The organism is Promicromonospora sp. NPDC023805 (genome assembly GCF_040639635.1).
GTDB lineage: Bacteria > Actinomycetota > Actinomycetes > Actinomycetales > Cellulomonadaceae > Promicromonospora.
This window is the reverse complement of the sequence record NZ_JBFAAH010000022.1, coordinates 60,681-83,190: the sequence shown is the minus strand read 5'-3', so window position 1 is coordinate 83,190 and position 22,510 is coordinate 60,681. Positions and strand designations below refer to the sequence as shown.

The following is a 22,510-nucleotide window of genomic DNA, read 5'->3' as shown; positions in this document are numbered from 1 at the left end:
ATCACGCGGTTGCGCCTGGAACTCTCGTGATCTCCAGGCGTCACCGCGTGATGGAGGCGGACTTCCGCGAAGGGGCGGCGGTCAGAGGCCCTGGGCCACGCGGTAGTAGACCTGGTTCCAGCGGACCTGGTCGGCGAACCCGCGCCGCGTCGTGTCCTCGTCGATGACGAGCAGCTCGGTGCGCGCGATGTTCGCGAAGACCTCGAACGCCTCGATGCCCGCCGCGGTCGACATGACCGTGTGGTGGGCACCGCCCGCCGTCAGCCACGACTCCGCGGAGACGTCGAACGAGGGCCGCGGATTCCACATCGCACGCGCGACGGGCAGGTTCGGCAGGTCGTGCGGCGGGGTGACGACGTCGACCACGTTCGCCGTCAGGCGGAACCGGTCCCGCATGTCAGCGAGCGAGACGACGACAGCACCCTCGACGGCGTCGGCCGAGAAGACCATCCGGACCGGGTCCTCCTTGCCGCCGATGCCGAGCGGGTGGACCTCGATGCGCGGCGTAGCGGTGGTCAGCGAGGGGCAGACCTCCAGCATGTGCGCGCCGAGGATCAGCTCGGAGCCGGGGGTGAGGTCATAGGTGTAGTCCTCCATGAGGCTCGCGCCCCCGGGGAGGCCCAGGCCCATCACCTTGGCGGCCCGGACGAGCACCGCCGTCTTCCAGTCGCCCTCTGCGCCGAAGCCGTAGCCCTTCTCCATGAGGCGCTGCACCGCGAGCCCAGGGAGCTGGCGGAGCGTGCCCAGGTCCTCGAAGTTGGTGGTGAACGCCTTGGCGCCGGCGGCCTCGAGGAAGCCCTCCAGCGCGATCTCCTGGCGTGCCGCGTAGCGCAGGGAGTCGTGCCGCTCGGCGCCGGCCCGGAGCTCGGGGGCGACGTCGTACTTCTCCTCGTACTCGGCCACCACCTTGTCGATGGCGGCCTCCTCGACGGCCTCCACCGCCGCGACCAGCTCGTTCACGCCGTGCGTGTTCACCGAGACGCCGAACCGCAGCTCGGCCTCGGTCTTGTCACCCTCGGTGACGGCGACGTTGCGCATGTTGTCGCCGAAGCGGACCAGCTTGAGCTCGTGCGTCGCCGCCCAGCCGGCCGCGCCGCGCACCCAGGTGCCCACCCGGCGCGTGACTGCCGGGTTGGAGACGTGCCCCACCACCGTGGTGCGCGCGACGCCGAGCCGCGTGGCGATGTACGCGTACTCGCGGTCGCCGTGCGCTGCCTGGTTGAGGTTCATGAAGTCCATGTCGATGTCGTCCCAGGGGAGCTCGACATTGGCCTGCGTGTGCAGGTGCAGCAGCGGTTTGCGCAGCGCGTCCAGGCCCGCGATCCACATCTTCGCGGGGCTGAACGTGTGCATCCAGGTGACGACGCCGAGGACGTTGTCGTCGCCGTTCGCGTCCAGCATGGCGCGGCGGATCGCCACCGAGTCCTTGAGGACCGGCTTCCACACGACCTTGACCGGCACGTCCGACGACGCGTCCAGCGCCCGGGCCACCTCCTGCGACTGCTCGGCGACCTGGGCGAGGGTCTCCTCGCCGTAGAGGTCCTGGCTCCCGGTGAGGAACCAGACCTCACGGTCCGCGTAGGGCTTGGTGCTCATGCCTGTCCTTCCGTGTTCTTGGTGTCGGCCGCAGTGGTGCCCGACGGCGTTGTCGCGGGCTGGCCGTAGACGTTCTGATAGCGGTCGTAGAGGGAGTCGATGTGCTGCTGTTCCATCGGGACGGGCTCGCCGAGCTGGCGGGAGATGTGCACCGTGCGGGCGACCTCCTCGACCATCACGGCGGCCTTCACGGCCGCCTTGGCGTCGCGACCGATGGTGAACGGCCCGTGGTTGCGCATCAGGACGGCGGGGCTGCGGTGGCCGCTGAGCGTCTCGACGATGCCCCGGCCGATCGAGTCGTCGCCGATGATCGCGAACGGGCCGATCGGCACGGGGCCGCCGAACTCGTCGGCCATCATCGTGAGCACGCAGGGCACCTCCTCGCCGCGCGCGGCCCAGGCCGTCGCGTACGTCGAGTGCGTGTGCACGACGCCGCCCACCTCGGCCATGTGCTGGTACACGTAGGCATGCGCCGCGGTGTCCGACGACGGCGACCGCGTCCCGTCCACGAGGTTGCCCTCGAGGTCGCACACGACCATGCCGGCGGGGGTGAGGTCGTCGTAGGAGACGCCGGAGGGCTTGATGACGAACAGGTCGGCGCTGCCGTCCGGCACGTCGGGGTTCGGCACGCGCTGGGAGACATTGCCCGCCGTCCAGACCACGAGGTCCCAGCGCGGCAGCTCGGCGTGCAGGTCGGAGACGATCACGCGGACGCGCGCCACCTCCTCCTGGACTGCCTGCGAGTAGTCGGTCAGTGCCTTGCTCATCGGTCGCTCTCCTGCGTCGTGTCTCGGGTCCGGAGCGTCTCGACGGCGGCGCGCTCGATCGCGAGGCCCGCGCTGTAGCGCTCCAGGTAGGCGGAGAAGCCCGCCACGTCACCGGCGTCCGGCTCGACGACGTCGAGCGCGGCGTCCGCGAAGACCTCGGCGCCGAGGTAGGCGCCAAGGCTCTGCTCGGGGACGGCCGCGCCGTTCGCGGACGCCCGGTAGGCGGCGAGCACCGCGATGCCCCAGGCGCCGCCCTCGCCCGCCGTCCGGCCGACGGCCACCGGCGCGCCGAGCGCGGCGGCGAGCAGACGCTGGGCCACACCCTCGGTCCGGAACAGGCCGCCGTGCGCGAACATGGAGTCCAGCCCGACCTGCTCCGCGGCCAGCACCCGCATGCCGAGGCTCAGGGTGCCGAACACGCTGTAGACCTGCGTGCGCGCGAAGTTGCCGAGGGTGAGCCGGCTGTCGGGCGTGCGCGTGAACAGCGGGCGGCCGGCCTCGAGGCCCGTGATGGGCTCGCCGGACAGGTAGTTGTAGGCGAGCAGGCCGCCGCCGTCGGCGTCGCCGTCCAGGGCGGACCGCAGCAGCGCACCGAACACGGCGTCCGGGGCGGCAGGCTGCCCGAGAGCCGTGGCGAACTGGCCGAACAGGTCGGCCCAGGCGCCGAGCTCGCTGGCCCCGTTGTTGCAGTGCACCATCGCGACGAGGTCACCGGCCGGGGTCGTCACGAGATCCAGCTCCTCGTGCACGCGGTCCAGCGGCTTCTCCAGGACGACCATCGCGAAGATGCTGGTCCCGGCGCTGACGTTGCCGGTGCGGGGCGCCACGGAGTTGGTGGCGACCATGCCGGTCCCTGCGTCGCCCTCGGGCGGACACAGCGGGATGCCGGGCCGCAGCGTTCCGGTGGGGTCCAGCAGGGCGGCACCCTCCGCGGTCAGCGCGCCCGCGTCGGTGCCGGCGGGGAGTACCCGCGGCAGCAGGTCGGTGATGCCCAGGCCCGGGCCGCGGTCGCCCACCAGCTCGTCGAGCTGGGCGATCATCCGCTGGTCGTAGTCCTTCGTCGCCGGGTCGATCGGGAACATGCCGGAGGCGTCGCCGACGCCGAGCACCTGCTGCCCGGTCAGGCGCCAGTGCACGTAGCCGGCCAGCGTGGTGAAGTGCCGTACCTGTGACACGTGCGGCTCGGCGTCGAGGATCGCCTGGTACAGGTGAGCGACCGACCAGCGCAGCGGGATGTTGTACCCGAACAGGCCGGTCAGCTCGGTAGCGGCGCGCTCGGTGCTGGTGTTGCGCCACGTGCGGAACGGCACGAGCAGCTCGTCGGTCTCGTCGAACGCGAGGTAGCCGTGCATCATCGCCGAGACGCCCAGTGCGCCGACGGTGGTGAGCCGCACGCCGTACTGCCGCTCGACGTCGGCCAACAGCGCTGTCATCGACTCCTGCAGACCGGACCACACAGCGTCCAGCGAGTAGGTCCACACGCCGTCGACGAGCTGGTTCTCCCAGTCGTGGCTGCCGCTCGCGAGCGGCGCGTTGTCCGGGCCGACGAGGCACGCCTTGATCCTGGTGGAGCCGAGCTCGATGCCGAGAGCGGTGCGCCCCTGCTCGATCGCCTCCCGGAGGCCGGCGAGCCGGTCCACTCCGTCGTCCTGCCGCTCCACCATCGTGGGCCGCTCCGTCCTGCCCGCATCGTCGCGTGGCGTCGTTCGTGTAGCCGTCGGTCGACCGTCACGGGTAAGCCGTGGCCTGACCGCCCACGGCGATGTTAGCGCTCACACGATACGTTACGACAACCGGGTAAGAACAGGTCCGCCTTGAGAACGACCTGGGGCGCCGAACCGTGCCCGGTTCGGCGCCCGAGGTCATCTCGGAGCGGACTTCAGGGCCGACCTGCCGTCAGCCGCGGGTCCACTGCTGGTTGTTCGCACCGTTGCAGGTGTAGGTGATCAGCGCCGCACCGTTCGCGGTCGCGCCGCCGTTGACGTCCAGGCACTCGCCGGTCGCGCGCGACCGGATCGTCACATAGCTGCCCGACGCCGCGACCACGGACCACTGCTGGTTCGTTCCCGTGCCGCAGCTCTGCTGGGTCACCGTCGCGGCGTTCTCCTGCACGCACAGCGCGCTGTGCCGGGCCACGAGGTTGTAGTAGCCGCTGCCGGCGCTGCGGAACCAGAAGCGCTGGTTGCCGCCGCTGTTGCAGTCGTACTGCTTGATCTCGGCACCCGCTGCGTACGACTGGCTCGTCACGTCGGCGCACCGGCTGGAGTGCCGTGCGGTGAGCGACTCGAACGGCCCGCCCTGACCGGTGATCGTGCCCGCCGCCGCGTCTATCGAGAGCTCCGGGAAATAGCTGAACGACATGGAGGTCGACGTCGGGAACGTGATCGGCGCCCACACGTACCGGGAGCCGTTGACGTTGGTCCCTATCGAGTTGCCCCAGCGGTCACCCATGTACAGGTACGACGTGCCGGACGTGCCCTGCACCGGCAGGACGAACGTGGTCTGCGAGCCGAACGCGGTGGCGTCACCGGCGTTCTGCATCGCCGACCAGCCGGACGCCAGGTTGCTGGTCGTCGCGTACTTCTGCTGGTTCGGGTTCCAGCCCGTGGCGCCGGAGGTCAGCATGAAGTACGTGCTGCCCCGCTTGAACAGTGCGGGCGCCTCGCGGTGACCGCCCGGCCACGGGTTGGCGACCAGGCTGGCCACGTCCGTGTAGTCGCTGTTGAGGCGGTAGATGTGCAGGTCGTAGTTCTCGTTGGCGGCCGAGTACATGTAGCCGGCGCCGTTCGTGTCGACGAAGACGCCGATGTCCCTGGACATGTGCCCGAGCGGCCGGAAGCTGCGCTGGTAGGTGTAGTTGCCGTCCACGGTGTCGCTCACGGCGACCGCTGCCCGGGCCTCCGAGTAGTCGGTGCCGTTCTCCTTGTGCATCCACATCACGAACTTGCCCGTGGCCTGGTTGTACATCACCTTGGGCCGCTCGATGTTGGCCATGCCGAGCTCCGGGTGGCTCGCCTCGGTGAGCACGTGGTTGCGGAACTCCCAGTGGACGAGGTCCGTCGACCGGTAGGCCGAGACGTACCGGAACGTGTTGTCCGTGTTCCGGTTCTCGCCGAACCAGTAGTAGTACTGACCCACCTTGACCACACCGCCGCCGTGGGCGTGCAGCGGGTTGCCCGACGTGTCGGTGAACTGGGTCGCGTTGACGACCGTCTCGGGCTGGGCCTGGGCGGAGACCGCGCCTACAGCGGTCGCCAGTACGCAGGCCAGGGCAGCGAGGGCAGCATGAAGACGCCTCACAGGTACCACACTCCTTCATCGCAGTGCAGGGATCGGGGGTAGTGCAGGGCGGTGCGGTGGTGCGGTCGTGCGGTCTCACAGAGCGGGGATCCCGTTGCCCGGGATCCCCGCTCGGTCAGAACTTCTGTGTGGTCGACGCCGACGGCGTCAGCCGTTCACCGTGAATCCCTGGCCGGTGCCGTAGGAGACGTTCTCCTCCTGCCAGGCCGCCAGCCCCTCCAGGAGCGACGACTTGTCGAGCCAGGCCTGGCCCACCGTGTCCGCGAAGATGCTGTTCGCGTACGACTGCCACGGCAGGTACTGCCAGCCCTCGTTGACGTCGGCAGCGCCGGCGCCGAGCACCTCGTTGATCTTCTGTCCGCCGAAGTACTCGGACTCGTAGCCCAGGAACTCCTCGGACTCGAGGTGCTCGACGGTCGCCGGGAAACCGCCGGTCTCCATGAAGGCCTTGATCGACTCGTCGCTCGAGTTGAGCCACTTCAGGAACCCTGCCGCGAGCAGCTTGTTCTCCGACGCCTCCGGGATGGACTCCGTGCTGCCGCCGTTCTCGGCGTTGGTCGGGGTCCCGTCGTACGTCGGCATCGGGGCCACGCGCCACTTGCCCTTGCCGTCGGGAACGCCGTCCTCGAGGATGCCGGGCATCCACGCGCCGAGTGCGACCGACGCGATGGTGCCGTCGCCCAGCGCCTGGTACCACTCGTCGCTCCAGCCGGGCAGCTGGCAGATCAGCTCGTCGTCGATGAGCGGCTGGTACATCTCGGCGAACCGGGTGGTGCCCTCGTCGCCGAGGTCGATCGTGACCGCTTCGCCGTCGTTCTGGAACGGGGTGCCGCCGGCCTGCCAGATCATGCTGGTCGTGAAGCCCGGGTCACCTGAGTCGTTGGCCAGGCAGCGGTCGGGGTTGTCCTCCTTGATGGCACGCGCGACCTCGATGTACTCGTCCCAGGTGGTGGGGACCTCGACACCGACCTCGTCGAACACCTCCTGGTTGTAGAAGAACGCCATGGGGCCGGAGTCCTGGGGCAGGCCCCAGATCCCGTCGTTCTGCGACACCGAGCCCCAGGTCGACGCCGTGTACAGGCTCTCCAGCTCGTCGAACCCGTACGCCGTGAGGTCGGCCAGCTGGCTCTGCAGCTGGAACTGCGGGACGGACTGGTACTCGATCTGCACGACGTCCGGCACGCCCTTGCCCGCGGCGATGGCGTTCTGCAGCTTGGTGTTGCCCTCGCCGGCCCCCACCGTGTCCACGAGCGTCACGTCGACCTCGGGGTACGCCTTCTCGAACGCCTCGACCTGCTTCTCGGCCTGCGGGGTCCACGTCCAGTAGGTGACGCTGCCACCCTCCTGGAGCGCGGCCTCGATCTCCTCGGCGCTCGCTCCCTCGCTCCCGCCACCCCCACCGCCGCCTTCCTCCCCGCCCGAGCAGGCGGTGAGAGAGGCGGCCAGCAAGGTGGCCAGGGCCCCGAGCGCGACACGTCGGTTGCGGGTGATGGTCATGGTCTTCCTTCTTCCACGTCGTCGTAGTTCAGGTCGTTCGATGTTTCGGTCACATCGGTCATGCCTTCACACCACCCGCACTCAAGCCCGACTGCCAGTACCGCTGGAGCACCAGGAACACGACGACGATCGGCACGATCGTCAGGAACGAACCGGTGATGACCAGGTTGAACACTGGCTGGGCCCCGATACCCGACGCGTCGGCCAGCCACTGGTACAGGCCGAGCGTCAGGGGATACAGATCCGGGTCGTTGAGCATGATCAGGGGCAGGAAGTAGTTGTTCCAGGTGGCGACGATCGCGAACAGCGCCACCGTCACGATGCCCGGCGCGAGCAGGCGGAGCGAGATCGTGAAGAAGGTGCGCCACTCACCCGCGCCGTCGACCCGTGCCGCCTCCAGGATCTCCGTCGGCACCGCCTCCGCGGAGAACACCCACATGAGGTAGAGGCCGAACGGTGAGACCAGTGAGGGCAGGATGATCGCCCACATGGTGTTGGTGAGGCCCCACTGGCTGAACAGCAGGAACGTGGGCACGGCGAGGGCGGTGCCGGGCACCGCTATCGACCCGAGGATGGTCGCGAACACCGCGTTGCGGCCGCGGAACCGGTACTTGGCCAGCCCGTATCCGGCAGCCGTCGCGAGGACCGTTGCGCCACCGGCGCCGACGACCACGTAGACCAGCGTGTTGCCGAACCACTTGAGGAAGATGCCGTCGTCGTGGGTCACGACCTGCTGCAGGTTGTCGAACAGCGCGAACGGGCCAGAGAACCAGAGCCCGAACGAGCTGAGCAGCTCGGGCTGCGTCTTGGTGATGCTGAAGAGCATCCAGGTCAGCGGCAGCACCGAGTAGACGAGCAGCGCGCCCAGCAGGACCGTCAGGGTGATCGACTTGCGCGGCCGATCGTAGGAGTAGCGGGCCATCACGAGTCCCTCCGCGTCCCACGAAGCTGCACGATGTACGCGATGATGGCCGTCACGAGGCCCATCACTATCGCGACGGTTGCCGCGTAGCTCACCTGGTTGCCCGCGAAGCTCAGGTTGTACGCGTAGATGTTGGGTGTGTAGTAGGACGAGATCAGGGCCGGCTGGATCTCCTTGAGGATGGTCGGCTCGTTGAAGAGCTGGAAGCTGCCCAGGATCGAGAAGATGGTCGCGATGACGAGCGCCCCTCGGACGGCGGGCAGCTTGATCGCCTGCACTATGCGGAACTGGCCCGCGCCGTCGATGGCCGCGGCCTCGTAGACCTCGGTGGGCACCGTCTTGAGCGCCGCGTACAGGATGAGCATGTTGTAGCCCACGAACTCCCACGTCACGATGTTGCCGATCGCGGTAAGGATCCACTGCTTCGTGTACGGGTCGATGAGGGCGAAGCCCACCAGGTCGTTGACGCTCCCGGTGAGGCCGAGGCGGTCGTCGTACATGAAGCCCCACATCAGCACCGCGACGACGCCGGGCACCGCGTACGGCAGGAACAGCGCGACCCGGAAGATCTCCTTGCCGTGCAGGCGGCCGCTGTCGATCGCGAGCGCGGCGATCAGCGAGAGCGCCAGCATGATCGGGACCTGGACCAGGAGGAACAGCCCGACGCGGCCGGCTCCGTCCCAGAGCTTGGGGTCGGAGAAGGCGGCCATGTAGTTGGCGAGCCCCGCGAAGGTCGTACCGCCCATGAGCTGATTACGAAACAGGCTCAGGTACATGGAGTAGACCAGCGGGGTCACGATCATCAGCGCGAACACGACAAGGAACGGCGCGACGAAGCTCCAGCCTGCCGCGGACACGCGGAGACTCGGTGAACGACGGCGGCCCAACAGAGGTTGGCGACGATCTGGCGCCAATGGGCGACTGCCTGGCACGGGCGGCACCCCTTTCCCCGGACAGCAGCGTCCGGACTCACCTGGACGTCAATGTCCTTGGCACGCGTCGGGCAACAGCGTTGCTCCACGACGGAATGTGAACGTAAACATCCTCGTGCGCGGTGACTCTGCCACTGCGCTGCGGACGTGTCAACGCCTCACTCAGCGGTGCGCCGACGACGTTGCGCAACCGCAACTTTGGGGTCCGGGTCCAAACGATTTCGTCCGTTTACGCGCGCGGAGGCGCCGCACTCCTGCGTACGGCTACGCGCGCGGAGGCGCAGCGCTCCTGCGCACGACGAGCTCTGGCGCGATCAGCTCTGCCGCGGGCTTGCCGCCGTCCATCGCCGCGAGGAGCAGTGCGACGCTCCGCCGGCCCAGGTCGACGAACGGCTGGCGCACGGTGGTCAGCGGCGGGATGAAGTGGCCGGAGCCGTCGACGTCGTCGAAGCCCACCACCGAGACGTCGTCGGGCACGGAGACTCCGCACTCCCAGAACGCCCGCAGCAGGCCGAGGGCGAGCTGGTCGTTGGCCGCGAAGACCGCCGTCGGGCCGGAACCGGCCTTGACCCGCTGCGCCAGGTCCAGGCCCACCATGTAACCGCGGTCCGCGCTCCAGCCCGCGATCACGGGCTCGGGCACCGGGAGGCCGTGCTCGGTCAGGACGGCCCGCCAGGCCTCCTCACGCTCGACGGCGTCCAGCCAGTCCGGCGGACCCGCGACGTGCAGGATGCGCGTGTGCCCCAGCTCGATCAGGTGCTCGACGGCGAGCCGAGCCCCGGCCCGCTGGTCCACCGCCAGCGGGATCGTCGGCACGTCCGGATCCAGCTCTCGGGCGGCGATGAGGACCACCGGAACGGGGGCACGGAACGACTCCACCGCGTCGGCCACGTCGGTATGCGGGGCGATGACGACGATGCCCTCGACCGCCTGGTCCATGAAGTGCTCCATGGCGTTGTGCATGGTCGCGGCGTCGTACCGGCGCAGCGTCGCGACACTGACGTACCAACCCTGCTCGCGTGCTGCCTCCTCGACGGCGATCAGGGTGCTCGACGGGCCGAACAGCGGGGACCCGGTGGTCACCACACCGACGGTGTCCGAGCGCGCGGTGACCAGTGCCCGAGCCGCGCTGTTGCGGCGGTATCCGAGCTCGGCGATCGCCGCCAGCACCTTCTCCCGGGTCGCCGGGCGCACGCTCCGGTGCCCGTTGAGCACGCGGGAGACGGTCTGGTGGGACACGCCGGCGAGCGCCGCTACGTCGGCCATTGCCGGCGGCCGCGTCATGGCGGGTCGAGAGATGGTCACGGGAGGATCATCCACCCAGCTCGCGGGCGCGGTCACGCGCGGCGGCCGCCGCGGCCAGGAACGAGGCGCGCACACCGCCGTCGTCCAGGGCGCGCAGGGCCGCCGCCGTGGTGCCACCCGGCGAGGTGACCTTCTCCCGCAGGAGCACCGGATGTTCCCCCGACTCGTCCATGAGGCGGGACGCGCCGAGCAGGGTCTGGACCGCGAGGCGACGCGCGACGTCACGCGTCAGGCCCAGCAGGACACCCGCCTCGGCGAGGGCGTCGGCGACGTAGAAGACGTACGCGGGGCCGGATCCCGAGATGGCCGACACGGCGTCGAGGTCCTTCTCCGCCGCGCGCACCACGGCGCCCGTACCGGCGAACAGGTGCTCGACCGCCTGCAGATGGGCCTCCGTCGCGGCGGCGCCGGGCGCGATGGCAGTGATGCCCGCACCGATCGCCGCGGGTGTGTTCGGTACCGTCCGGACGACGGCGGTACCCGCGGGCAGCCGCTGCTCGTAGAACGCAGCCGGGTGGCCGGCAGCGACCGTGACCACCACGGCGCCGGGCTCGATCCCGTGCGCTATCTCGTCGAGCAGTGCGCCGACGTCCTTCGGCTTCACACCCACGAGGACAAGACCCGCACCCCGCACCGCAGCCACGTTGTCGCTGGTCGTGGCGACCTGGTAGGTCTCGCGCAGGTGCTGGGCCCTGGCCTCGGTACGCACGGTGGCCACGGCGTCGGCCGGCGCCCAGCCCGCCGACAGCGCACCCGCGAGCACCGCCTCGCCCATGTTCCCGGCCCCGAGCACTGCAAGTCGCTGGTTCACGACGTCATTCTCCCCCGCGCGCTCACAGGGGGAACGCCGCGTAGAAGTCCTCCATCGTGTCGGCCGGACCGGATGCCCGCATCACCGCGGTCCCGTTCTGCCAGACGACGACGGCCTTGCCACCCTTGGCCGGCACTATCGCGTACTGCCCGACCACCTTCTTGCCGACCTTCACGTCGCCCTCGCTCTCGGCCTCGCCCGCCGACCTGGTCCAGGCGGCGGCTGCGGTGGCCGCCTCGTCCTCCGTCGCCCACTGGCCCGCCAGGAGCGCCACCTCACCCGTGTCGCCGTCGGCGTACTCGGCGTTCCAGGCCTCGAGCGCGCCCTCGCCCTTTGGCTCCTTCGCCTCGGTGAGCGAGCCGAGCGCGAACTGGAGCACCGCGGACGGGAGCGCCTTCTGGAAGGCGGTCTCCTCGCCGCTGCGCTCCATCGCCTTGACCGTGGGCGTCGGTACGGCGGCGGTGACCGTCACCGTGGGTACCGGCTGCGGCGTCGCCCCGCTGCGCCAGAAGCCCGGCCACACGAAGCCTGCGACGAGCACCAGGAAGAGCACGATGACGAGCAGGCCCACGACCACCACGAGCCGTCGCCTGCGGTACACGGCGGGCGACGCCTTCTTCGCGGCCACCGACGCGGTCGCGCCGGTGCGCGGTGAGTTCACGCGCTGCTCGGTCATGTCCTTGCTCCCCCGTGCTCTGTCCACCGGGTGCGTCACGGTGGCTCAGCCGAAACCTTATGTCGGGGCACTGACATTCGGGCGGAGGCACGCCCGGTGCTGGACGAGCGTCCGATCAGGCCCGACGGCTCCCTGGTGCCGTTCGGCACACCCAGAGCAGCACGGCGAACCCGAACGCCGAGATGGCGCACACCGCAAGGAGCCCTCCGAGGTAGGCGGTCAGGCCGTCGTCCCACGGAGCCGTAGCCAGGAGGCGGCCCTCGGTCGCCGCGGCCGCCAGGACGGAGAGCACTGCCATCGGCACGGCGGCGGTCCCGAGGAGCGCGATCACCGGCAGCGCAGCGCCGTCGCCGCCCCCGGCCGGGCCGGCACCGTCCGGGCCAGCACGGTCCGGGCCCGCCCAGCCGGCCGGTGCGAAGGCACACACCAGCGAGGTCCACGCCACCACCACGAGCACCGCCGCGACGACGTCGGACGGGCGGTGCCAGCGGTCGGCGACCGTCGCAAGGCTCATGGCGCAGGTCGCGGCGGCGCCGGCGAGCGCGGTCGCCGGCCGCCAGCCGCGCGGGACGACCAGCAGGAGCGCCGCCCAAGCCGCGGCCACCACCGTGACGTGGCCGCTCGGCAGGGTGTTGATGTCCCGGTTCCACTCGCCGACGAGGCCCGTGCGGTGGAACACCCCGTCCTTGATCACCTGGGTGGTCAGGTTCGACCCGAGGATCACGACGGCGGCCAGGCTCGCGGCAGCCGGCCTCCGGCGCAGCAGGCCGATCCCGCACACCGCCAGGAACCCGGCCACGAGCCATGGCGGCGAGCCGAGGAGCAGCACCGGCTCCACCAGGTGGTTGACGACGTCCTGGAACCGGTCGGCCGTCTCGAAGACCCGCTCCTCGACACGTTGTCCGGGCCAGGTGGTGACCATCGCCCACCAGACGAGCCAGGTGCCCAGCGCGGCGGCGAAGGCCACCGTCAGGCCGGTCGCCCGGGCCGTCGGACGGCGCGGGCCGGACGGGGCCGCGGAGTGGGACGCCGAGTGGGACGCTGATTGGGACGCGGAATGGGACGCGGAGTGGTGGGGGCCGGTGCGCGATCCGTCGTGGCGCGCCAAGCGCCGTTCGGAGGTCGGCATGGTCGAAAAATACCTGATGCCGGACGTCGTCCCTGTCGGTAGCGCCGTCAGAATCGCCCTCGGTGTCCCTGCCGGCACCACTGTCAGTGGCGGCACGTACGGTGGCGCACGTGACCTCATCGACCTCCAAGCGGGCACGGCCCGCGTACCGCTGCACCGAGTGCGGCTGGACCACCGTCAAGTGGGCCGGCCGCTGCGGGGAGTGCCAGGCGTGGGGCACCGTGAGCGAGGAAGGGCCTGCCTCGTCCGGGCCGCGCACGGCCGCCGTGTCGCCCGCCCGCGAGCCCGCCCGGCCCATCGCGGACATCGACGTGGAGTCGGCACGCGCCAACCCGACCGGCATCGGGGAGTTCGACCGGGTGCTCGGCGGCGGGCTGGTCCCGGGCGCGGTGATCCTGCTCGCGGGTGAACCGGGTGTGGGCAAGTCGACCCTGCTGCTCGACGTGGCGAGCAACGTGGCCGACGGCGCCCTCGGACCCAACGGGTTCGAGTCGCCCCGCACCGTGCTGTACGTCACGGGTGAGGAGTCCGCCGGCCAGGTCCGGCTGCGCGCCGAGCGCATCGGTGCGCTGTCGCCCACGCTGCTGCTCGCCGCGGAGACCGACCTCGGGACGGTGCTCGGCCACCTGGAGGTGAACCAGCCGGACATGCTCGTCGTCGACTCGGTGCAGACCATCGCGTCCGGGCAGGTGGACGGCGCACCAGGCGGCGTATCGCAGGTGCGGGAGGTCGCCGCCGCCCTGATCGCCGTGGCGAAGGAACGCCAGATGCCCACGATCCTCGTCGGCCATGTGACCAAGGACGGCTCCGTCGCCGGTCCGCGCACGCTCGAGCACCTGGTCGACGTGGTGTGCCAGTTCGAGGGCGACCGGCACTCGCGCCTGCGCATGATCCGCGCGGTGAAGAACCGGTACGGCCCGACCGACGAGGTCGGCTGCTTCGACCTCTCGGAGAACGGGATCGTCGGGCTGCCCGACCCGTCCGGGCTGTTCCTGTCGCACGCTAGCTCGGGGGTCGCCGGGTCCTGCATCACGGTGACGCTGGAGGGGCGGCGCCCGCTCGCCGTCGAGGTGCAGGGGCTCGTGGCCCCGAGCCCGCTGAGCAACCCGCGCCGCGCGACGAGCGGCGTCGACTCCAGCAGGCTCGCCATGATCCTCGCCGTGCTCCAGCGCCACGGCGGCCTCCGCCTGGCCGACCAGGACGTCTACGCCTCGACGGTGGGCGGTGCCCGGATCACCGAGCCCGCGTCGGACCTCGCGGCCGCGCTGGCGCTCGTGTCCGCACGCGACGGCAGACCGCTGCCGGGTGCCACGGTGGCCATCGGCGAGGTCGGCCTGGCGGGTGACCTGCGTCCGGTCGCCGGCCTGGACCGCCGGCTGGGCGAGGCCGCACGCCTGGGCTTCGCGCACGCCGTCGTGCCGCACGGGACCGGGGTCAAGGCGCCCGAAGGACTCAAGCTGGTCGAGGCCTCGCACATCCGCGACGCCGTGGAGTGGGCCCAGTCGGCGGGCGGGTCGACCGGCAGGCCGACGGGCGGCAGATCACTCCGCGCCGTCGACGACGATTGACCGGTTCGTGAAACGAACTGCTTGTGAGCCGGCGCACAGCGTAGGATTTCTTCGTGGCCATGACCTCCTCGCACCCTGACGAGCTGCTCCGGGAGACCTTGGCCGCTGTCGCGCCCGGGACCGAACTCCGCGACGGGCTCGAGCGCATCCTGCGCGGCCGTACCGGCGCGCTCATCGTCCTGGGCCTCGACCCGACGGTCGAACAGATCTGCTCGGGCGGCTTCGCGCTCGACGTCGACTTCTCCGCCACGCGCCTGCGTGAGCTGTCCAAGATGGACGGTGCGGTGGTGCTCGACCGGGCTGCCACCCGCATCCGGAAGGCCGCGGTGCAGCTGCTGCCCGACCCGACCATCGAGACCACGGAGTCCGGCACGCGGCACCGCACGGCCGAGCGGGTCGCCAAGCAGACCGGCTTCCCCATCATCTCCGTGAGCCAGTCCATGCGGATCGTCGCCCTCTACGTGGGCGGGCAGCGGCACGTCCTGGAGGACTCGGACACGATCCTCGGCCGCGCCAACCAGGCCCTCGCGACGCTCGAGCGGTACCGCGCCCGCCTCGACGAGGTGTCGGGCACGCTGTCCGCGCTGGAGATCGAAGACCTGGTCACCGTGCGCGACGTGTGCTCGGTGGTGCAGCGCCTCGAGATGGTCGGCCGCATCTCCGACGAGATCGCGGGCTACGTCATCGAGCTCGGGGTGGACGGCCGCCTGCTGGCGCTGCAGCTCGACGAGCTGATCGGCGACGTCGGCTCGGACCGCGAGTTCGTGATCCGCGACTACGTGCTGGGCCGCAAGGACCGCACGCTCGCCGACGTGCAGGCCGAGCTCTCCGCGCTCACGTCGCAGCAGCTGCTCGACATGGGGCAGATCGGCCGGATCCTGGACCTGCCCGGCGGCGGGGACGCGCTCGACGCGGCAGTGGCGCCGCACGGCTACCGGCTCCTGTCCAAGGTGCCGCGCCTGCCGAACACCACCATCGAGCTGCTCGTCGGCCACTTCAGCAGCCTGCAGAAGCTCCTCGCCGCGAGCGTGGACGACCTCATGTCGGTCGACGGTGTCGGTGAGCAGCGCGCCCGGACCATCCGCGAGGGCCTGTCCCGGCTCGCGGAGTCCAGCATCCTCGAGCGGTACGTCTGACCCACCGCACCCGCCCACCGCATCCGGCCGGTAGCGGCGTCAGGGCTTCTTGTCGGCCTCACCGCTCGGGTCGGGCGACGCGCTCGGGTCGGGCGACGCGCTCGGGTCCGCCGAGGCCTTCCCGGAAGAGCTGGCGGACGGGCTGCCCGACGGCGACGGTGACCTGCTCGGCTCCGGCACCGTGTACGTCAGCTGGACGACATCGCTGGAGGCGCCCTCGGTGCCCTCGAGCGTGACCTGGGCCGTGTACTGACCGGCGGACGGCTTGGGCTGACCCGGCTCGCAGCCGGGCACCGACCGGGAGTCCGACCAGCTCACGTCGGTGACGTCGACGTCGCCGGGGCCGAGGAGGAGGAGCCGCTCCTCCTCGTTGACGCAGTCGGCCGACGACCATGCGCGCTCCGCCGTCGGCTCGCCCACCTCGCCCTCGTAGACGGTGACGGCGAGGTTGTGCCGGGATGCGTCGACCAGGCACTGCACCTCTCCCTCGTTCCGCAGCGAGACCGTGAACCCGACTCGCACGCCGGGTGTGACGGCGACGCGGTCCGCGGCGAGGCCTATGTCGAGATCCTCGGGCGCGCACGGTGCCGCCGCGGCGTTCGGGTCCACGGGGGCCGGCGGGTCCTCCTTGGCCGAGACGATCGGCGCCTCGGACCGGGGCCACGTGACAGCCGCGCCGACACCGCCGACCACCAGGACGGCCAGCACCGCGATCACGCGCCCGACTCGGCGCGGGCGTCTGGCGACGGGCGCCTGTTCCCCGCCATGCTCCTGGGTCCGCTCGGCTCGATCCGGCGCACTGACCACCTGCTGGACCTCTCGCTGAGTCCTGTAGAAACCGTCTGACGTGCGGTGACATCCCGCAGCCACCAAAATACGACGTCGTGCACCGCCTCCGTGGCAGCCGCGCCGCCAAGTCGGTCACGTGTCCTATTTCACGGGCTTTGTGCGGTCCGGTGGGGCACCGCGCGGGCGGCGCCCGGCTTCGGCTGAGCGCACCGGTGCGGCAGGATGAGACACCGTGACAGCACGGGAAGCGACACGGCGTACCGAGGTGCGCTCCGGCGTCGTGCAGTGGTTCGACGGCGCCGCGCGTGAGCTGCCCTGGCGCGCACCCGACCGGACGCCGTGGGGTGTGCTCGTCAGCGAGGTGATGCTCCAGCAGACCCCCGTCGTGCGCGTGGAGCCCGCCTGGCGCGCGTGGCTGGAGCAGTGGCCCGCGCCCGCGGACCTGGCGGAGGCGCCGACCGCCGACGTGCTGCGCGCCTGGGGCCGGCTCGGCTACCCGCGCCGCGCGCTGCGGCTGCAGGAGTGCGCCAAGGCGATAGTCGAACGACACGACGGCTTCGTACCGCGCACCGACGAGGAACTGCGCGCGCTGCCCGGCGTCGGCGAGTACACGGCCGCCGCGGTCCTGGCGTTCGCGTACGGGAAGCGGTCGGTGGTGGTGGACACGAACGTGCGCCGGGTGCTCGCGCGGGCGGTCGGCGGGACTGCCCTGCCTGCGCCGTCGTACACGGCGGCCGAACGCGCCCTGGCGACCGCGCTCGCACCGTCCGGCGACTCGGAGGCTGCCCGCTGGGCCGCCGCATCGATGGAGCTGGGTGCGCTGGTCTGCACCGCGAAGGCGCCGAAGTGCGGTGCCTGCCCGGTCGCGGGGTTGTGCGCGTGGCGACGCGCGGGATCACCCCCGGACGCGCACGCCGACCGACGTCGTACCCAGGGCTGGGCGGGCACCGACCGGCAGGCGCGCGGCCGGGTCATGGCCGAGCTCCGGCAGGCGACCGAGCCAGTGGACCGGGCCCTTCTCGCATCCCTGTGGCACGACCCGGGGCAGCTCGACCGCGCGATCGCCGGCCTGATCGAGGACGGCCTGGCGGAGCAGGACGAGGCGAACCGCCTCCACCTCCCCCGCTAGGACCTTGGCGGTCAGAGCTCCAGGAGCATGCGGGAGTTGCCCAGGGTGTTGGGCTTCACGCGGGCCAGGTCGAGGAACTCGGCCACGCCCTCGTCGTACGAGCGCAGCAGCTCGGCGTACACCTCCGGGGTCACGGGGGTGCCGTCGATCTCCCGGAACCCGTGGGCGGCGAAGAAGTCGACCTCGAACGTCAGGCAGAACACGCGACGCAGGCCCAGCGCTCGCGCCCGCTCGATCAGCGCCTCGAGCAGCGCGTGCCCGACCCGGCGGCCCCGCCAGTCGCGGTGCACGGCCAGCGTGCGTACCTCAGCGAGGTCGTCCCACATGACGTGGAGCGCCCCGCAGCCGACGGCGGCATCGCCCGCGGCACCGGCCGGGTCGGTCGCCACCAGGAACTCCTGGACCGCCTCGTAGTACCCGACCATCTCGTACGGCCGGAGGATGCGCTCCTGGCTGAGCGGCTCCACGAGATCGCGGATGGTGCGCACGTCGGCAGGGAGGGCGGGTCGGATCACGGGCGCGGTCCGCGACTCGGATGTCGTCACGCCGACACACTACGGCCGGAGCCGTGAGCCGTGCCCGCGGCCCCCACCAGGCGGGCGTACCAGGCCACGACCCCGGCCGGGCGGATCAGACGGATCGAAGGGCGAATCGGAATGTGAGCAAGAGAACCTCCCAACACACCCCACTTCACAGGGCAAAGGTGTTGCCAAGTGACGGAATGCGTGGTGAGTTTGGCGCATGGCATCCACACGGCTGACCGCAGACGCGAGAACACAGGCGCTGGCCGCACTGGAAGCCAGCGTGAGTCCCTCGGCCGAGCTGGACGTACTGGTGATCGGTGGCGGCGTCACCGGCGCCGGAATCGCACTGGACGCGGTCACGCGCGGGCTGTCCACCGCCGTGGTCGAGGCGCAGGACTGGGCGCAGGGCACCTCCAGCCGCAGCAGCAAGCTGGTCCACGGCGGGCTGCGCTACCTGCAGATGCTCGACTTCGAGCTGGTCCACGAGGCCCTCACCGAGCGCGACCTCCTGCTCCGGGACCTCGCACCGCACCTGGTGCGACCGGTCCCGTTCCTGTATCCGCTGGAGCACCGCGTCTGGGAGCGCGCCTACGTGGGCGCAGGCATCCTGATGTACGACGTGCTCGCGACGCTCACTCCGGGCCGCCGCCCGATGCCGTTCCACCGGCACCTGAGCAAGAACCAGATGGAGGCCAAGTTCCCGGACCTGGCGCACGACGCCGCCGTCGGCGCCGTCCAGTACTGGGACGCCTCTGTCGACGACGCCCGCCTGGTCGCGACCCTGATCCGCACCGCGGCGAGCTACGGCGCGCACGCCGCGAGCCGCACCCAGGTCGTGAGCCTGACGCAGGGCGCGACGGGCGCGGTGAACGGCGCGGTGGTCGTGGACCTGGAGACGGGCAAGGAGATCACCGTCCGAGCCCGCTCGGTCATCAACGCGACAGGCGTGTGGACCGAGGAGACCGAGGCCCTCGCGGGTTCCGAGGGCGGGCTCCGGGTGCTCGCCAGCAAGGGCGTACACATCGTCGTCCCGCGGGAACGCATCCGTGGCAACGCCGGGCTGATCCTGCAGACGGAGAAGTCCGTGCTGTTCGTCATCCCGTGGAGCCGGTACTGGATCATCGGGACCACCGATACCCCGTGGAATCTCGACCCCACCCACCCCGTCGCCACGAGCGCCGACATCGACTACGTGCTCGACCACGCCAACGCCGTGCTGGCCCATCCCCTGACCAGGGAAGACATCATCGGCACCTATGCGGGCCTGCGCCCGCTGCTCCAGCCGGGCACCAAGGCCGGCACGAGCAGCGCGAAGGTCAGCCGCGAGCACACCGTCGCCTCGCCGACGCCGGGCCTCACCGTGATCGCCGGCGGCAAGCTGACGACCTACCGGATCATGGCCAAGGACGCCGTCGACTTCGCGATCGGGCAGCGCTCGGCCGCGCTCCCCTCGATCACGCACCAGATCCCGCTCACGGGCGCGGTGGGGCTGCGGGCCGTGCAGCGGCAGGCGCGCACGTGGGGCAAGCGGTTCGGCTGGACTCCCCCGCTGCTCGACCACCTGCTGCACCGGTACGGCGCGAACCTCGCCGAGATCGTCGAGCTGTGCGACGCCGACCCCACGCTCGCCGCACCGCTCGAGCACGCCCCGGCCTACCTCCGCGCCGAGGCCCACTACGCCGTCAGCCACGAGGGCGCCCTCCACCTGGAGGACGTGCTGGCGCACCGCACGCGACTCGTCTACGAGATCGTGGACCGGGGCACGGAGGCGGCCGCGGAGGTCGCGTCCGTCGTCGCGCCGCTGCTCGGCTGGGAAGCGTCCGACGAGGAGCGGGAGGTCCGCGCGTGGCAGGAGCGGATCGAGGCAGAACGCCATGCCGAGGAAGCACCCGACGACGAGGCTGCCGAACGGGCACGCCTGGCCACCCCTGACGTGGCTGCCATGCAGCCGCTCCGAAACTAAGGATCCCAGGACACCACCAGCAGACCGCCGACGGCTACCGCAGAGGCACCGCCGGGTTCACCCCCGTACGCCGACAAAGTAGTCGGCAGAAAGCGAGTCAGTGATGAACGCATTCACGGACATCATGGTGCCGGAGTTCCTCGGCACCATGATCCTCATCCTCGGCGGTGCCGGCGTCGTGGCCAACGTCATCCTCCCCAAGACCAAGGGGTTCAACGGCGGCTGGTTGCTGATCAACTTCGGCTGGGGCCTCGCGGTCTTCGCCGGTGTGTTCGTCGCGATGAGCTCCGGGGCGCACCTCAATCCCGCGGTGACGCTCGGCATCCTCACCAGCGGGGCCAAGGACTTCGCCGAGGGCGTCCCGGCCAACTTCGTCAACATGCTCTTCTACTGGGTCGCACAGCTCGTCGGCGCCTTCGTCGGTGCCGTCCTCGCGTACCTGGCGCACAAGCAGCACTTCGACCTGGACGCCGATCCGGCCGTCAAGCTCGGCGTCTTCTCCACAGGCCCGGAGATCCGCTCGTACACGTGGAACTTCGTCACCGAGGTGATCGCCACGTTCATGCTGGTCTTCGTGATCCTGTCGTTCGGCAACTCGCCCGTCGACCTGGGCCCGCTCGCGGCCGCCCTCCTCGTCGTCGGTATCGGCGCAAGCCTCGGTGGCCCCACCGGGTACGCCATCAACCCGGCGCGTGACTTCGGCCCGCGCATCGCACACTTCGTCCTGCCCATCCCGGGCAAGGGCTCCAGCGACTGGGCCTACTCGTGGGTGCCGGTGGTCGGGCCGCTGGTAGGCGGCGCGCTCGGCGGCCTGGTCGCGGCAGCCGTCTCCTGATCCGACGCGGCACACAAGCAGACTGAAACAGACAAGGGGAGTCAACACAGATGGCTGACTACGTACTCGCGATCGACCAGGGCACCACGAGCACCAGGGCGATCGTGTTCAACCACGCCGGGACCATCGTGTCCAGCGGCCAGCTCGAGCACGACCAGATCTTCCCCAAGGCCGGCTGGGTGGAGCACAAGCCCGACCAGATCTGGGACAACACCCGCCAGGTCGTCGCGCTCGCGCTCACCAAGGCGAACCTCAACCACACCGACCTCGCCGCAGTGGGCATCACCAACCAGCGCGAGACCGCCGTGGTGTGGGACAAGACGACCGGCAAGCCGGTCTACAACGCCATCGTGTGGCAGGACACGCGCACGCAGGCCATCGTCGACGAGCTGGCCGGGTCCGAGGGCGTCGACAAGTACAAGTCGATAGTCGGCCTGCCGCTGGCCACCTACTTCTCCGGCCCCAAGGTGAAGTGGATCCTCGACAACGTCGAGGGCGCCCGCGAGGCCGCCGAGCGCGGTGACCTGCTGTTCGGCAACACCGACGCGTGGGTCCTGTGGAACATGACCGGCGGGCCCGACGGCGGCGTGCACGTCACCGACGTCACGAACGCATCGCGCACGATGCTCATGGACCTCGACACGCTGTCCTGGCGCGAGGACATCGCCGCGGACATGGGCATCCCGCTCTCGATGCTGCCCGAGATCCGCTCCTCCTCCGAGGTGTACGGCAAGGGCCGCCCGCGGGGGATGGTGCCCGGCGTGCCGATCTCCGGCATCCTCGGCGACCAGCAGGCCGCGACGTTCGGGCAGGCGTGCTTCGAGGTCGGTACCGCCAAGAACACGTACGGCACCGGTAACTTCATGCTGCTCAACACCGGCACCGAGAAGGTCCCGTCCGAGAACGGCCTGCTCACCACCGTCTGCTACAAGATCGGTGACGCGGCCCCGATCTACGCCCTCGAAGGATCCATCGCCGTCACGGGATCGCTGATCCAGTGGCTCCGCGACAACCTGGGCCTGTTCCACGACGCGCCCGACGTCGAGTGGTACGCCCGCAAGGTCGAGGACAACGGCGGCGCCTACTTCGTGCCCGCGTTCTCCGGCCTGTTCGCGCCGTACTGGCGGCCCGACGCCCGCGGTGCGCTCGTCGGCCTGACCCGGTACGTCAACCGGAACCACATCGCGCGGGCCGCGCTGGAGGCGACGGCGTTCCAGACCCGCGAGGTGATGGACGCCATGAACGCCGACTCCGGCGTGAACCTCACCGAGCTCAAGGTCGACGGCGGCATGGTCGCCAACGAGCTGCTCATGCAGTTCCAGGCGGACCAGCTCGGGGTGCCCGTCATCCGGCCCGTCGTCGCGGAGACGACGGCGCTCGGCGCGGCGTACGCGGCGGGCATCGCTGTCGGCTTCTGGAACGGTGAGGCGGACGTGATCGCGAACTGGGCCGAGGACCGGCGGTGGGAGCCCTCCATGGAGGAGGAAGAGCGGGAACGTCAGTACCGGAGCTGGAAGAAGGCTGTGACGAAGACGTTCGACTGGGTGGACTCTGACGTTTCTTGAGTTTCGCCGCTCTCCGTGGCTGGGTCCGGTGGCTGGGTCCGCGGAGGGCAAGGAAGGCCTTGTCCG

The 22,510-nt window shown here is 70.6% G+C and carries 19 protein-coding genes; 6 read left to right on the top strand and 13 right to left on the bottom strand.

Going from position 1 to position 22,510, the window contains the following annotated elements:
- Positions 1-81: 81 nt before the first annotated feature.
- The 11 genes from araA to AB0F70_RS20260 form a co-directional block, all read right to left on the bottom strand.
- Entirely contained in the window at positions 82-1,596 is a 1,515-nt protein-coding gene (gene araA / locus AB0F70_RS20310; RefSeq protein WP_357452301.1) for an L-arabinose isomerase, read from the bottom strand.
- Entirely contained in the window at positions 1,593-2,363 is a 771-nt protein-coding gene (locus AB0F70_RS20305) for an L-ribulose-5-phosphate 4-epimerase (RefSeq protein WP_357452298.1), read from the bottom strand. The genes araA and AB0F70_RS20305 overlap by 4 nt, the downstream gene beginning before the upstream one ends.
- A complete protein-coding gene (locus tag AB0F70_RS20300; RefSeq protein WP_357452295.1) occupies positions 2,360-4,027 on the bottom strand; it encodes an FGGY-family carbohydrate kinase in 1,668 nt (555 codons plus the stop codon). The genes AB0F70_RS20305 and AB0F70_RS20300 overlap by 4 nt, the downstream gene beginning before the upstream one ends.
- 232 nt (positions 4,028-4,259) lie before the next feature.
- Positions 4,260-5,663 (bottom strand): RICIN domain-containing protein, encoded by a 1,404-nt coding sequence (locus tag AB0F70_RS20295; protein ID WP_357452292.1) that lies wholly within the window; start codon positions 5,661-5,663, stop codon positions 4,260-4,262.
- 147 nt (positions 5,664-5,810) lie between these two features.
- A complete protein-coding gene (locus tag AB0F70_RS20290) occupies positions 5,811-7,160 on the bottom strand; it encodes a sugar ABC transporter substrate-binding protein (protein ID WP_357452290.1) in 1,350 nt (449 codons plus the stop codon).
- A gap of 58 nt (positions 7,161-7,218) precedes the next feature.
- Positions 7,219-8,082, bottom strand: a complete 864-nt coding sequence (locus tag AB0F70_RS20285; protein WP_357452287.1) for a carbohydrate ABC transporter permease — start codon at positions 8,080-8,082, stop codon at positions 7,219-7,221.
- Entirely contained in the window at positions 8,082-8,885 is an 804-nt protein-coding gene (locus AB0F70_RS20280) for a sugar ABC transporter permease (RefSeq protein WP_357452373.1), read from the bottom strand. Before AB0F70_RS20280 ends, AB0F70_RS20285 begins: the two co-directional genes overlap by 1 nt.
- A gap of 393 nt (positions 8,886-9,278) precedes the next feature.
- A complete protein-coding gene (locus AB0F70_RS20275; protein ID WP_357452370.1) occupies positions 9,279-10,280 on the bottom strand; it encodes a LacI family DNA-binding transcriptional regulator in 1,002 nt (333 codons plus the stop codon).
- A gap of 46 nt (positions 10,281-10,326) precedes the next feature.
- On the bottom strand, positions 10,327-11,130 hold the full coding sequence (gene proC, locus AB0F70_RS20270) for a pyrroline-5-carboxylate reductase (RefSeq protein ID WP_357452284.1): 804 nt from the start codon (positions 11,128-11,130) through the stop codon (positions 10,327-10,329).
- Between the two features lie 22 nt (positions 11,131-11,152).
- On the bottom strand, positions 11,153-11,806 hold the full coding sequence (locus tag AB0F70_RS20265; protein ID WP_357452281.1) for a hypothetical protein: 654 nt from the start codon (positions 11,804-11,806) through the stop codon (positions 11,153-11,155).
- A 115-nt stretch (positions 11,807-11,921) separates the two neighbouring features.
- On the bottom strand, positions 11,922-12,935 hold the full coding sequence (locus AB0F70_RS20260; protein ID WP_357452278.1) for a phosphatase PAP2 family protein: 1,014 nt from the start codon (positions 12,933-12,935) through the stop codon (positions 11,922-11,924).
- Positions 12,936-13,045: 110 nt separating this feature from the next.
- On the opposite strand from AB0F70_RS20260, the gene radA reads away from it, so the two are divergent.
- Both radA and disA read left to right on the top strand, forming a co-directional pair.
- Positions 13,046-14,503, top strand: coding sequence for a DNA repair protein RadA (radA, locus tag AB0F70_RS20255; protein WP_357452275.1), 1,458 nt, complete (start codon positions 13,046-13,048; stop codon positions 14,501-14,503).
- Positions 14,504-14,562: 59 nt separating this feature from the next.
- Positions 14,563-15,639 carry a DNA integrity scanning diadenylate cyclase DisA gene (disA, locus tag AB0F70_RS20250; protein WP_357452367.1) on the top strand — a complete coding sequence of 359 codons (1,077 nt, stop codon included), beginning with the start codon at positions 14,563-14,565 and terminating at the stop codon, positions 15,637-15,639.
- 39 nt (positions 15,640-15,678) lie between these two features.
- Here the strand turns inward: disA and AB0F70_RS20245 are convergent, their stop codons facing one another.
- Positions 15,679-16,356 (bottom strand): hypothetical protein, encoded by a 678-nt coding sequence (locus tag AB0F70_RS20245; RefSeq protein WP_357452272.1) that lies wholly within the window; start codon positions 16,354-16,356, stop codon positions 15,679-15,681.
- A gap of 304 nt (positions 16,357-16,660) precedes the next feature.
- On the opposite strand from AB0F70_RS20245, the gene AB0F70_RS20240 reads away from it, so the two are divergent.
- The gene (locus AB0F70_RS20240; RefSeq protein WP_357452269.1) at positions 16,661-17,557 is read left to right on the top strand and encodes an A/G-specific adenine glycosylase; all 897 of its coding nucleotides are present in this window, start codon (positions 16,661-16,663) and stop codon (positions 17,555-17,557) included.
- 11 nt (positions 17,558-17,568) lie between these two features.
- On the opposite strand, the gene AB0F70_RS20235 is transcribed toward AB0F70_RS20240, so the two are convergent.
- Positions 17,569-18,102: an amino-acid N-acetyltransferase gene (locus tag AB0F70_RS20235; RefSeq protein ID WP_357452267.1), complete on the bottom strand. Its 534-nt coding sequence runs from the start codon at positions 18,100-18,102 to the stop codon at positions 17,569-17,571.
- Positions 18,103-18,298: 196 nt separating this feature from the next.
- On the opposite strand from AB0F70_RS20235, the gene AB0F70_RS20230 reads away from it, so the two are divergent.
- From AB0F70_RS20230 to glpK, 3 genes are all read left to right on the top strand, one after another.
- Positions 18,299-20,044 carry a glycerol-3-phosphate dehydrogenase/oxidase gene (locus AB0F70_RS20230; RefSeq protein ID WP_357452265.1) on the top strand — a complete coding sequence of 582 codons (1,746 nt, stop codon included), beginning with the start codon at positions 18,299-18,301 and terminating at the stop codon, positions 20,042-20,044.
- Between the two features lie 103 nt (positions 20,045-20,147).
- A complete protein-coding gene (locus AB0F70_RS20225; RefSeq protein ID WP_357452263.1) occupies positions 20,148-20,879 on the top strand; it encodes an MIP/aquaporin family protein in 732 nt (243 codons plus the stop codon).
- Positions 20,880-20,929: 50 nt separating this feature from the next.
- Positions 20,930-22,444 carry a glycerol kinase GlpK gene (gene glpK, locus AB0F70_RS20220; protein ID WP_357452260.1) on the top strand — a complete coding sequence of 505 codons (1,515 nt, stop codon included), beginning with the start codon at positions 20,930-20,932 and terminating at the stop codon, positions 22,442-22,444.
- Positions 22,445-22,510 lie beyond the last annotated feature (66 nt).

Coding starts and splice junctions, on each gene's coding strand:
- araA (WP_357452301.1), bottom strand. CDS start 1,596: ATGAGCACCAAGCCCTACGCGGACCGTGAGGTCTGGTTCCTCACCGGG.
- AB0F70_RS20305 (WP_357452298.1), bottom strand. CDS start 2,363: ATGAGCAAGGCACTGACCGACTACTCGCAGGCAGTCCAGGAGGAGGTG.
- AB0F70_RS20300 (WP_357452295.1), bottom strand. CDS start 4,027: ATGGTGGAGCGGCAGGACGACGGAGTGGACCGGCTCGCCGGCCTCCGG.
- AB0F70_RS20290 (WP_357452290.1), bottom strand. CDS start 7,160: ATGACCATCACCCGCAACCGACGTGTCGCGCTCGGGGCCCTGGCCACC.
- AB0F70_RS20285 (WP_357452287.1), bottom strand. CDS start 8,082: ATGGCCCGCTACTCCTACGATCGGCCGCGCAAGTCGATCACCCTGACG.
- AB0F70_RS20280 (WP_357452373.1), bottom strand. CDS start 8,885: ATGATCGTGACCCCGCTGGTCTACTCCATGTACCTGAGCCTGTTTCGT.
- AB0F70_RS20275 (WP_357452370.1), bottom strand. CDS start 10,280: ATGGCCGACGTAGCGGCGCTCGCCGGCGTGTCCCACCAGACCGTCTCC.
- AB0F70_RS20265 (WP_357452281.1), bottom strand. CDS start 11,806: ATGACCGAGCAGCGCGTGAACTCACCGCGCACCGGCGCGACCGCGTCG.
- AB0F70_RS20260 (WP_357452278.1), bottom strand. CDS start 12,935: ATGCCGACCTCCGAACGGCGCTTGGCGCGCCACGACGGATCGCGCACC.
- disA (WP_357452367.1), top strand. CDS start 14,563: ATGACCTCCTCGCACCCTGACGAGCTGCTCCGGGAGACCTTGGCCGCT.
- AB0F70_RS20230 (WP_357452265.1), top strand. CDS start 18,299: ATGGCATCCACACGGCTGACCGCAGACGCGAGAACACAGGCGCTGGCC.
- AB0F70_RS20225 (WP_357452263.1), top strand. CDS start 20,148: ATGAACGCATTCACGGACATCATGGTGCCGGAGTTCCTCGGCACCATG.
- glpK (WP_357452260.1), top strand. CDS start 20,930: ATGGCTGACTACGTACTCGCGATCGACCAGGGCACCACGAGCACCAGG.